The organism is Paenibacillus uliginis N3/975 (assembly GCF_900177425.1).
In the GTDB taxonomy this organism is placed as follows: Bacteria; Bacillota; Bacilli; order Paenibacillales; family Paenibacillaceae; genus Paenibacillus_AQ; species Paenibacillus_AQ uliginis.
In genome coordinates, this window is sequence record NZ_LT840184.1 from 3,063,346 (window position 1) to 3,075,737 (window position 12,392).

Below are 12,392 nucleotides of genomic sequence, written 5' to 3' on the forward strand. Positions count from 1 at the left end.
AAACGCCAGTTAGGGTAAATACACCATTATGGGATTAGCCATATCAATAGTCAGCCGCTGCGATAAATGCAGTTGCTTGCTATCACATGGAAGGCGCTTAAATGCCGGGGCAACCATCGACGAAATCATAGGCATGGACTGGTTATTACTGGGGAAATTTGGATACCAGTAAAGAAAAAATAACTTTTTCACTCCATGCGACACGCATGTGTTTCTTTGTCAGAATGCCGGAATCAAAGGAGAGCGCCCGCAACGTTGTGGGCGTCCTTTTTCTTTATTTCATGAGCATTTTATCGAATGGAAATGTAGGTAAATGCGCTAACGGGGAACTTAGTTCAATGATCCAGGGAGCAGTTTGCCGCCACGGCAGCTGCTCCATTTTCTTTAAGCTAATGGGCAGATGAGCCAGAATTAATGAACTGCTGCAGATTAGTTAAGATAAAGATTGCTGTGTGGTGACGGTGGCCATGTTTGAGATATTCCAAGTCCGATTAGATTCTTGACAACTTGGTAATAATAAATTATTGTGTTAGCAAGTATATCCACATATTGTTAAATGTAATGAAGAGGAAGAGTAATTAATCACTCGAATCTTAGAGAGCCCATACTGGTGAAATTGGGTATTCGAGCTTAATGAAAGAAGCCTTGGAGCAGTAGACCGAAAATTTGAATTAGGTCTACCGGGGATTTCCCGTTAAAGAAATGTGCGGCAATATAATGAATTGCTGCATAATGAGCGGGTTTTTAACCAATTTAGGTGGTAACGCGGAAGCAAGCCTTTCGTCCTTTAACAGGACGAAGGGCTTTTTATTTTGAACCTATAGGGGGATATGATATGTCAAATGAGAACATGGCAGAACTGTTATTTCCGGATGTCGGGCAGTTACCGACTGATATTTACTCACTGTATCCGCCAAGAAATTTGTCTTCATCTGCTATGGTAACACGTTTTGCACCAAGCCCAACAGGTCTATTAAACATTGGGGGGCTTTACGCAACTTTAATATCGGAGAGATTAGCTCACCAAAGTAATGGGGTATTTTTCCTGCGTATCGAAGACACAGACAAAAAACGCGAAATAAAAGGCAGCATCGAAAACATTATCAATTCATTGGCATACTTCGGGATTCATTTTGATGAAGGACCTACCTTATCAGGTGATGATAAGGGTGATTACGGACCCTATAAACAAAGCTCACGAATACAAATCTATAAGGTATTTATTAAGCACTTAGTGCGAAATGGATTAGCATATCCTTGCTTCTGTAATGCGGACGATTTACAAAAGATAAGAATAAGCCAGCAGAACTTAAAAGTAACAACAGGTTATTATGGTCAATGGGCTAAACATCGAGATATTTCTTTTGAGCAAGCCAAAGAAGAGATTTTAAATGGTAAACCGTTTGTTATTAGACTTAGATCTTTAGGGTCATCAGATACGAGAATAAAGTACCATGATTTGGTGAAAGGTCCGATTGAGTTACCTGAAAATGACCAAGATATTGTTATTATGAAAACGGATGGTTTACCAACATATCACTTTGCTCATGCTATAGACGATTATCTGATGGGTACAACCCATGTCATTAGGGGCGATGAATGGCTTTCATCTGTGCCTACCCATATTCAGTTGTTTGAAACCTTAGGTTTTAGAATACCGGAATACGGACATATTGCTCCAATAATGAAGCAAGTCGGAGCTTCTAAACGGAAATTCAGTAAACGCAAGGATCTTGATGGTACCGCTGAGTATTACAAAGAACAAGGATACTCAGGAATGGCTATAGGTGAATACTTCATGAATCTCATCAATTCTGACTTTGAAGAATGGAGGATGGCAACCCCTCATAAATCATTTAGAGACTTTTTTATCTATACTGATAAAATGAATGCCAGTGGTGCCTTATTAGACATGAATAAACTGGGTGACATCAGCAAGGATGTTATCTCAAGGCTCACGGGTAAACAAGTATTTGACCATTTATACACTTGGTCAAAGGAATTTGATACTGAGCTATATACTTTAATTGACAAGAATAAGGAATACACTGTTAAAATTCTAAATATAGGTCGAACAATTGAGAAACCAAGAAAAGATTATTCAAAGTGGTCAGATGTGAAGACAATGATTGCTTTCTTTTATGACGAATGGTTTGAAAAGGATGTATTGAGTGGCTATAAGTTACCTACAAATGTAAGTTTTGATGTTGCGAAAGAAATTGTACTAGGTTTCAGCAAAACTTATAGGTTTAATAATGAAAAGGAAGCTTGGTTCCATGAAATTAAAGAACTTGCTGAGGAACTCGGATTTGCAAAGGATATGAAGCAATATAAAGCCAACCCTAACAGTTACAAGGGGCATGTTGGTGATGTAGCAATGGTAATTAGGGTCGCTCTAACTAACAGAACCAATACACCTGATTTGTTTGATATTATGAAAGTAATGGGCGAAAATAGGGTTTTTGAACGAATGCAGAGATTTATAAGGATTTAAAGTAAAATGACCGGTCGAAAACCGGTCATTTTTTTCTGCTGGTTTGGGTTTAGGGATCATGATCAGATGAGGTGAGAAAAACAACTTATTTTTTATAGAAAGAAAATGAGAGCTATATAGTGTATGACACCTGTCAGGACAAGAGGGAGCAAGTTGCAGAGAGTCTGGAACTATTAATCAATGCGTTAAAATAGCTATGGAATCTGCTCTGCGAAGTATGATTCTTTAAATAGTAAAAGCTAACAAAAAAACTCCAACCTCGGATACGGGTTGGAGTTTTGGTTTGATGCATGGACTTACTCTTCATGTTCTTCTACTTCAATGATAACGATGTTGGAACGGGAAAACAATGGACCAATTCCGTTGAGTCGGAACACGGCTGTGGCCTGGTTTCGGATCTCATGGGAAGCCGGTTCAAACAACAGCGTGGCAAGCGCTTTGCTGACCTATTTGGGCGGTGTTCACGATGATCGTATATTCAATGATATCTCCAAGACTTGCTGTTAAAGGAACAGCAAAGGGGACAATTAGGGTCTGGAAAGCTCCAACATCCTGCAAAGCAACGGTTCCGACTAATCCAAGGAGCGGTTCATTATATTGGATATTAGTCAACGCACGTTCCCGATATTAATGCCTGTTATGTTGAAGAACACAATCTCACCAGGAAAAGCAGTAGAAGGGACTACTGCTTTACTAATCGCGAGTTTTGGATCCGCGGTTGTGGCTACTTCTGCCGTGGCAGTTATGGGTTCAGTTTGTGCGCTGCTTAACAGTGCGGTATTAACGATTGTCGTTTCCCCGCGTATGTCCGCAGGAATGGTGAAGGTACGGGACAGCCTAATGAAGAAACCGGCTGGGATGAACTCCACGGTCTTATCAAGACCAAGGAAATCATCGACAAAATGCAAATCAGTGAGCGGCGAGTTCGACTTATTGCGGATTTCAAAGGTAAACGAAACGGTATCGCCGGGCAACGCAACGGTACGGTCCACACTCTTGACCATCGTTAGCTCTGGCGAGGAAGGCAGTACGGTAATGGTTGCTGTCGAAGATGTCTCACCTGTTTCATCGGAGGCTGACGTTGCCGTGTTATTCAGAAGTACTATTGACGAATGATATACTGTGTTGTACGATGTATATGCAGGAGGTACAGTACATGGATGTCGAAGATTGGAAATCACAAATTAAGCGAGGAACACTCGAATTTTGTATTCTATTGCTAATAAAGCAGCGACCATATTATGGGTATGAAATCATAAGTAAGTTAGAACAGTATCCTATTGTTGCTGCAAAAGAAAATACAATTCATCCACTGCTTAGAAGATTATGGTGATCCAAATCAGGTTAATGACATCTTTAATAAAAAGGTCACATAAAAGAAGGCAATCTGATTCGCTGAATAATACTTTTAAGTAATGGCGGTGCGATCGAGGTCGATAAGATCACAAGGTAACTACAACAGAGGGCTAACATGGTGGTATGACTCTAACAAGCCATAAAATCAAACGATTAAATACGCTTTATACTGTTTTATGCAGAATATCAAATGTCGAGTAATGAAGGAGTCTAAACCGTGAAAGAAATCATATGGGGTTAACATACATGTGAATAAATGAGGCATTTACCGCTTGTTAGGACAGAATGAGTCATTTGTGATGATAGTTGCGTGATTAATATGGAACAACAAGCTACCACCTATACAATATTAATAGAGGAGAGGAATGCCTTATGAAAATACGTAGTCAAATTACATTTGCAAGTCTGGCCCTTCTAATAACTGGAAGTTCCCTGCTATACACATCGCCAACCTCAATTGTAAAAGCAGAGCCCACTCAAAATGTATCTAGTTCGTTACAAACAAGCACTCAACGAGATCATAATTCCGTCAAGCAAGCAATGCGGGATACATTGCAACTTGGATTCCCGGGGATACTTGCTAAAACTTCTGAGGGTGGAAAAACGTGGGGTTATGCCGCTGGGGTAGCGAATCTGAGCACCAAGAAACCAATGGAAACAGATTTTCGCTTTCGCATTGGCAGCGTGACGAAGACGTTCACCGCAACGGTTGTACTTCAATTAGCTGGAGAGAACCGCTTGAATATAGACGACTCCATCGAAAAATGGTTGCCTGGTGTCATTCAAGGAAACGGATATAATGGTAAACAGATTACCATCCGGCAGATATTGAACCATACAAGTGGTATCGCTGAATACTCAAGGTCAAAAGACGCTGATTTTATGGATACAAAAAAATCGTATACGGCTGAAGAAATAGTGAAGATGGGGATTTCTCTGCCCCCAGACTTTGTCCCAGGAAAGGGATGGTCTTATTCAAACACAGGATACGTATTACTGGGTATTCTTATTGAAAAATTAACCGGAAACAGCTACGCGGAAGAGATTGAAAATCGGATTATTGAACCACTTGAATTGTCGGATACATTCCTACCTGGCAATTCAAGCGTTATTCCAGGCACCAAGCATGCTCGGGGATATTCCCAACCAGACGAAGCAAGTGAGATAAAAGACGTTACATATTATAACCCAAGTGCAGGTAGCTCGGCTGGAGATATGATTTCTACTGCTGACGACTTAAATAAATTCTTCTCTTCCTTGCTCGGTGGCAAATTACTGAAGGAACAGCAACTAAAACAAATGCTTACTACAGTTCCTACAGGAAGAGCAGGAATCGATGGATATGGTCTTGGAATCTTTGAAACTAAGCTTCCAAACGGTGTCTCGATATGGGGACACACAGGTGGCATTCTAGGGTTTTCTACTATTGCTGGAGGTACACTTGGAGGCAAGCATACGTTAGTCGTCAGTTTGAACAGTTTGGGTAGAGATAACAGTCCTAATCCTTTTAAAAATATTTTGCTTGCTGAATTTAGCAAGTAGCAAAAAGGAAAACGAAAAAAAGGGAAATTTTGTTGTAGTTTTTATAGTTAAAAATATACCTTTCTGGTCCAAAAGCCCAAGCCCCAACTTACTTTCAAAAATTAGTTTGGGGCTCTTTGGAATTCTGGCGGCAACCCAACGCTATTAAGCTAATAAAATATAATCCTCCTTAAAATGAAAAAATGCGCTATTCTTTCTGTAGAATCATAGGATAGGATGGCGTTTTTGTATGAATCTATCGATTCAAGATGAGTTTATTTGTTCGCTGAAAAATTATAGCGATATCTATCTCCATATATTCTTCAAAAACTTGCACAAGAGACAGGCAGTACGGTAATGGTTCTATTGACGAAATGATGTACTGTGTTGTACGATGTATATGCAGGAGGTACAGTACATGGATGTCGAAGATTGGAAATCACAAATTAAGCGAGGAACACTCGAATATTGTATTTTATTGCTAATAAAGCAGCGACCATATTATGGGTATGAAATCATAAGTAAGTTAGAGCAGTATCCTATTGTTGCTGCAAAAGAAAATACAATTTATCCTCTGCTTAGAAGATTATTGAAAGAAGAATATGTTTCTTCATCTTGGCAAGAAAGTACAGAGGGTTTGCCACCGAGAAAATATTATTCCATTACAAAAAAAGGAAACGAATACTTAAACGCTATGTCCTTAGAATGGGATAATTTATTAATTGCTATATCAGAAATTAAAGGAGTGTAAAATTATGGATGACTATCTTGAAAAAATTGAAAAGTATTTGAAAGCTATGTCCGCTTCCGAGCGTATTGACATTGTAAAAGAAATCAAAAGTGTAATGCTTGAGTTGCAAAATAATGGCCTTACTTCTGAGCAAATCATCGAACGGTTAGGAAACCCAAAAGAATTAGCGAAAGCATACTTAGGTGAAGCTATTTCAAAGAACAGTAAATTTAGTTGGCGTAAATTCGGCGCTGTATTTGCATTTTGTAGCAGCTTTGCAGGCGTCAGCGGTATGTTTCTTTTGCCGATTATCAGTACTCTTTCCATTGCTTTAATGATTAGTGGAGTTATTACACCAATAGGCGGAATTATTAAATTTGTCGGGTATCTTATGGGATATGATATTGCCGGAATAACAATCGAAATGGGAGCATTTACACCAAGCCCAATGCAGTTCTTACCAATTTCTATTGTGGTTGGTGTGTTGATGTTTTGGTTGGGGAAAGTGTTATGGAAACTTACAATTAAATACATACACGCAATTAGTCAGAAAAAGAAAACATTGTATTAAAAGAACGGGGCGCGGCGGTCATTCATAGACCAACGAACGTTTTGAGAGTTATACGGACCAAGTTCGGCAGGTTGTTGGTATTGATTAAGTGTAGTGTTTACCCTTAGAATAAACATTGGAAAAAGCCTGGATTAACCGATGAATTCAAGTTTAAAAACCACTGATCAAAATGAATCAGTGGCTTTTTATTACTGACACACAGGGAAGGGATTTAAAAGGCATCTTATTGTCGAGGGACAAGAACATAGTCCCATTCAAAGTCGCTATTATAGCGGCTTTTTTGTTTTAACGGTACAAGTTCTTGTCCCAAGTCGAGGACAAGAACTTGTACCCATTGCCGTAAAGGACAAGAGCATGTTCCGATTACCGATTAGATAATTGTCTAATATCCGTTTAAACAAATGAGGAGACAAGCTGAATGGACATTCGGCCCATTATTTTAAAAACGATTCCTATGTATATACCGACAGCCATTTCTACCAAGAAATTAGCTGGATGACCGAAAAAGAAGGGCAGACGATCATTTATAGGTTAGGAAGCGACTCACCTGCTATGACAAAAGAGCAACTGATGGAAGCCGCAAAAAGTCTATAGCGTGATATCGGCTGGGCTATCAACGGAATACCGTTCCGGAGATTCAGCCCGGGGCCATACAAGAAACAAATGACATCCATGTATTATCCGGCGCAGGGATTACTTCCCTGCGCCTTAAACGCTTCCCCTAGCGTTATTCTCCGGGGCGATATTTTAGAGAGCGAACGTAAGTATAAAAATAATCTATACTAAAAAACAGGATAGGGACAGATGAGTTTGAAAATGTAGAAAAGTGCTGTCGGAGGACGATATGATCGGCTGCTTTTTCTTAAGCTAACGGGCAGGTTAGTTTTACAATAATTCTCAAATTATACTTTACATATATTCACTTTTATGCTAGATTACTTAATAATAAATTTGACAAAGGGAGGTGCAAGCAATGTTAACTGTTTTTAGAATTCTGTATGGTAAAAATGTAAAAATTGGTAATTGTTTAGCGGACAAAGGGAGTAGTCTGTCCTTTTTTATGCTATACAACCATACTAAAACAGTTATCGGAGCTTTGCCTCTATGGCAAATAAATTATAAAGCATTGACTTAGAGTCCTTGTTTATTTATTTGTGCATATTTTTCATTTAAAGTTCAGCACCGATAATTCTATCAGTGCTTTTTTTTGCGTTTATTTTTAACTTAAGGGATAGACAACTCCTTTCTATGTACTCCTATAAAACTAGAGAGTCTTACGGAAGGATGAAAAAGATGCAATTAAAACAAAGCAATAAGTATAGAAGAATAAAAGAATTCTTAAGGGAGCATAATTACCCTAATTTTAGAATGAAACAAATATTGAATGCCATTTTTAAGGAAAGAATCGATAAATTCAACGAAATTAATGTACTTCCAAAATCGTTAAGAGAGAATTTAGTTAAAGAATTTGGAGAGTCTATTTTAGATATTGCTCCTTTAAAGGAACAACATTCAGAGCAAGTCACTAAAGTCCTATTTGAAATTTCCGGAAATGAAAAAATAGAAACGGTAAATATGAAATATAAAGCTGGTTGGGAATCATTTTGTATATCTTCTCAGTGCGGATGTAATTTTGGGTGTGAATTTTGTGCAACAGGTGACATTGGATTAAAAAGAAATTTGACTTCAGATGAAATAACTGACCAGATCCTCCATTTTTATTTACAAGGCCATTCCATTGATAGTATTTCATTTATGGGAATGGGGGAAGCGTTAGCCAATGTACAAGTTTTTGATGCCTTAGATGTACTTACTGATCCTACGTTGTTTGCTTTGAGCCCACGTAGGTTATCTATTTCAACTATTGGTATTATTCCGAGTATAAAAAAAATGACGCTGAATTATCCGCAAGTCAATTTGACGTTTTCATTACATTCTCCTTTTAATGAACAACGAAGTAAGTTGATGCCGATTAATGATAGGTATCCATTATTAGATGTATTGGACACATTAGATGAGCATATACGAATAACATCAAGAAAAGTATATATTGCTTATATTATGTTACCTGGTGTGAATGATTCTATCGACCATGCTGAAGAAGTTGTAAGACTGTTAAAAGGTCGATATAAAGAAGGACGTTTATATCATGTAAATTTAATCAGATATAACCCAACCGTCAGTTCTCCTTTAAGGTTTGGTGAAGTTGATGAAGGTCATGTTGTTAATTTTTACAAAAAATTAAAATCATCAGGCATTAATGTTACCATTAGAAGTCAATTTGGAATTGATATAGATGCTGCTTGTGGTCAATTGTATGGAAATTATCAAAAGAGCAACAAGCAGTATTGAGAGGAGCTGATGCTGGTATTGTATTCTACTAAAAAAATTGTTAATATTAAAGAACAATTATGAGAGGACTGATGAAGGACAATGATTAACTAATCTATATTTTTATTTGAAATGAATAACTTCAAACTACAAAATATAGGGTTAGTCTATCCATTTTTATAAATCAGTTTTCACTTGAATAACCATGATTCTGATGGTAACAACGAACTTATTTGAGTTAAGTGAAAGACTAATCCTTCCAATTACAAATTGGGGGGATTTTTTTATTCTCTCATAGAAAGATTGATATTTTTTAACTGTTAAATAAGGGGGAGAAAGAAATGAGTAATTCAGACACCATCGTTACACATGTAATGCTCCGTATAAGTCGCTAATATCTATCAAACTTATACGGAGGAATTAACATGTCAATGATACAAGTGCAAGATTTAACTTTTTCTTATCCAAGCAGCTTTGACAATATTTTTGAAGGCGTAAACTTTCAGATAGATACGGATTGGAAACTTGGATTTATCGGTAGAAATGGACGAGGTAAAACAACATTCTTTAATCTGTTATTAGGGAATTATGAGTATAGTGGGATAATCACGTCTTCGGTAGAATTTAATTATTTCCCTTATCCAGTTTCGGATAAAAATAAGTATACCTATGAAATCCTTGAAGAAATTTGCCCCCAAGCAGAAGATTGGGAATTTCTTCGTGAAATATCCTATCTAAATGTTGATGCCGAGGTCATGTATCGGCCATTTATAACATTATCAAATGGAGAACAAACAAAGGTATTGCTTGCCGCACTATTTTTGAATGAAGGCCAATTCCTATTAATCGATGAGCCTACCAATCATTTAGACACTGATGCACGTAAGATTGTCTCTAGTTATTTAAAGAAGAAAAAAGGGTTTATTTTAATTTCACATGACAGAATCTTTTTAGATGGATGCGTTGACCACATCTTATCTATAAATAAGGCAAATATTGAAGTTCAAAGTGGTAACTATTCTTCATGGAAGTTAAATTTTGATAGACAGCAGGAACATGAAGAGGCAACGAATGAGCGTCTACAAAAAGACATCGGGAGATTAAAAGATTCCTCAAAACGTTCAGCAGGTTGGTCTAATCAAGTGGAAGCTTCAAAAAATGGGACAACGAATTCAGGTTCTAAGTTGGACAAGGGATTTGTAGGACATAAAGCGGCAAAGATGATGAAGAGAGCAAAGAACATTGAATCAAGGCAACAAAAAGCTATTGAAGAAAAGTCAAAACTGCTAAAAAATGTGGAAAAAACCGAGTCATTAAAATTAGAACCATTGGAATTTCAGTCAAAAGAATTGATTGTGTTGTCTAACTTGTCTGTTAAGTACGATGACCAAATAGTGAATAAGCCAATTAGCTTTAAGATTGAACCAGGTGACAGAATTGTACTTGATGGAAAGAATGGAAGCGGAAAAAGTAGTATCCTTAAACTAATCTTAGGAAATCCGATACAGCATACAGGCTCATTGAATTTAGGTTCTGGACTTATCCTTTCCTATGTCCAACAGGATACTTCTCATTTGAAGGGACTGTTATCGGACTTTATTGGAGAGCATGAGATTGATGAAACGTTATTTAAATCAATCCTACGTAAGATGGATTTTGACCGAATTCAATTTGAGAAAGATATATCCCATTATTCTGGTGGACAAAAGAAAAAGCTGCTTATAGCCAAAAGTTTATGTGAAAAAGCTCATTTATATATTTGGGATGAACCGTTAAATTTTATTGATATTTATTCGCGCATGCAGATTGAAGAGCTTATTCAAATATTTAATCCCACAATGGTTATTGTTGAGCATGATCAGGCATTTCAACAAACAGTTGCAACAAAAACTATATCTATGTAGTTGAATATGAGAATTGAAGATATAATCAGTAAACCAGGTTTTTAAACTATAGGGTGCGTTTGTTTAAATAAAAAAGGACATTACATATTTTATATGACTAATATGTAATGTCCTTTAATTTATCTATCTTTTTTTAATTTAACTTCTTGATAAGCGATATGAAATGTCTAATGACACAAAGTTACCTACATATTAAATGTGAAGAAAGCCTGATGGATCAGGCTTTTTGTTATTTATGTAGGAGAAATTGTGTCATGAAGAAATGCACAAATATTCCTACATTGTCGGATAATGACACAAAAATGCCTACATTCTGGCGAGACTAACAGTACGTATGTTGAAGCAGTGTGCCCGGGTACAACCTTATTCAAATTAAAACAAGCCAAAATGAAACGTTAGCGCTCGAGTATGGCTCCGCCGTCATTAAGCTAACGGGCAGGATAGTGCAACTTAGTGAGTATGTTTACGTTTATTAAAGGAAGAGCCTGAAAAAATAAAGGAGGTGTGTAATGAAGCGAAAAATTGCTGTTTTACTTACGATAGTTGCAATAATTGTAAGTATATTCTCTATTGGGTACTTCATACCCAAGCGGTACTCAGAGACAGTAAATGGTGTTTATTATCAACTAGGAACGGAAGGAATAATCGAGCGTATAAAAGTACATCTTGATGGGAAATTGCAAAATCATATAAATGGCAAAAGAACCTTTAAAGGTGTAATTGACTTTGAAGGAAGTAAGGTTCCTCAAATTCCTAAAGATAGAACAGAATTAGAGTTGCATTACGATGGTCATAATTTTACAACCATTTTCTCCGCTTTTCGAATCATAGATGATAAAGGTAGAATAGAGCCTGATATTTTCACTTACGGTTGGGTATATACTGATGATAAATTCTCTGAATTTACAATTAAAGTTATGGATGATGATGACCAGTGGTCCCCATCAAACGGACATATGATCACAGCACCAGCGAAAGACAGGCAGGAAGCAATGAAAAGGTCCCAAGAGTTAATCAAGGAGTTTGAAGAAGAAAGTAGGAAATGATTGAACTAACGGGGAACGATAGCTCAATAAAACGACAAGCAAGTCGGAACCGGTGAACGTCTTGTATTTAATCGTGTCGTACCGTTAAAAGATACTTGGAGCAAAAAGAGTTAAAAAGACCATATAAGGGCAGCCGGTATTATGATACCGGCTGCCTTTTTTGCGATGTCGAATTGTATTGTTGTTTACAAAACTGACGGACGACAAGAACATATAGGTATTGAAATCCGCATAAACTGCGGCTTTTTTTGTTATATGTACCCAAGTTCTTGTCCTAAATCAATGACAAGAACTTATATACTTTGCCGAAATTGACAAGAACATGGATACTTGGGCGATTAGAGGAGTTTAGTGAGGTTGCAAAAATAATTTAAAAATAGTTGACACCCTCTGCTACTCGGTGTTACGATGTACGTGTAATAAGTAATACTTAATAGCC

General features: G+C 37.2%; 10 protein-coding genes and 1 other annotated feature. Of the genes, 9 read left to right on the top strand and 1 reads right to left on the bottom strand.

The window, feature by feature from the left end; translation table 11 throughout:
* Positions 1-552 precede the first annotated feature (552 nt).
* Positions 553-791, top strand: a binding site (T-box leader).
* Between the two features lie 44 nt (positions 792-835).
* Positions 836-2,494, top strand: a complete 1,659-nt coding sequence (gene gltX / locus B9N86_RS14415) for a glutamate--tRNA ligase (RefSeq protein WP_208919887.1) — start codon at positions 836-838, stop codon at positions 2,492-2,494.
* Positions 2,495-2,815: 321 nt separating this feature from the next.
* Positions 2,816-3,001: a hypothetical protein gene (locus B9N86_RS30005; RefSeq protein ID WP_210190679.1), complete on the top strand. Its 186-nt coding sequence runs from the start codon at positions 2,816-2,818 to the stop codon at positions 2,999-3,001.
* Between the two features lie 101 nt (positions 3,002-3,102).
* On the opposite strand, the gene B9N86_RS30970 is transcribed toward B9N86_RS30005, so the two are convergent.
* Entirely contained in the window at positions 3,103-3,498 is a 396-nt protein-coding gene (locus B9N86_RS30970) for a DUF11 domain-containing protein (RefSeq protein WP_210190680.1), read from the bottom strand.
* 152 nt (positions 3,499-3,650) lie between these two features.
* Here B9N86_RS30970 and B9N86_RS14430 point away from each other — a divergent pair, with 152 nt between their 5' ends.
* The 7 genes from B9N86_RS14430 (at position 3,651) to B9N86_RS14460 (ending at position 11,953) form a co-directional block, all read left to right on the top strand.
* Positions 3,651-3,827: a PadR family transcriptional regulator gene (locus B9N86_RS14430; protein WP_244563095.1), complete on the top strand. Its 177-nt coding sequence runs from the start codon at positions 3,651-3,653 to the stop codon at positions 3,825-3,827.
* A gap of 395 nt (positions 3,828-4,222) precedes the next feature.
* Entirely contained in the window at positions 4,223-5,392 is a 1,170-nt protein-coding gene (locus B9N86_RS14435; protein ID WP_208919890.1) for a serine hydrolase domain-containing protein, read from the top strand.
* Positions 5,393-5,789: 397 nt separating this feature from the next.
* Complete coding sequence (locus B9N86_RS14440; RefSeq protein WP_208919891.1) at positions 5,790-6,122, top strand: PadR family transcriptional regulator; 333 nt, start codon at positions 5,790-5,792, stop codon at positions 6,120-6,122.
* Between the two features lie 4 nt (positions 6,123-6,126).
* Positions 6,127-6,672 (top strand): DUF1700 domain-containing protein, encoded by a 546-nt coding sequence (locus tag B9N86_RS14445; RefSeq protein ID WP_208919892.1) that lies wholly within the window; start codon positions 6,127-6,129, stop codon positions 6,670-6,672.
* A 1,293-nt stretch (positions 6,673-7,965) separates the two neighbouring features.
* On the top strand, positions 7,966-9,024 hold the full coding sequence (locus B9N86_RS14450) for a Cfr family 23S rRNA (adenine(2503)-C(8))-methyltransferase (protein ID WP_208919893.1): 1,059 nt from the start codon (positions 7,966-7,968) through the stop codon (positions 9,022-9,024).
* Positions 9,025-9,428: 404 nt separating this feature from the next.
* A complete protein-coding gene (locus B9N86_RS14455) occupies positions 9,429-10,907 on the top strand; it encodes an Lsa family ABC-F type ribosomal protection protein (RefSeq protein WP_208919894.1) in 1,479 nt (492 codons plus the stop codon).
* A 509-nt stretch (positions 10,908-11,416) separates the two neighbouring features.
* Positions 11,417-11,953, top strand: a complete 537-nt coding sequence (locus B9N86_RS14460; RefSeq protein ID WP_208919895.1) for a hypothetical protein — start codon at positions 11,417-11,419, stop codon at positions 11,951-11,953.
* Positions 11,954-12,392 lie beyond the last annotated feature (439 nt).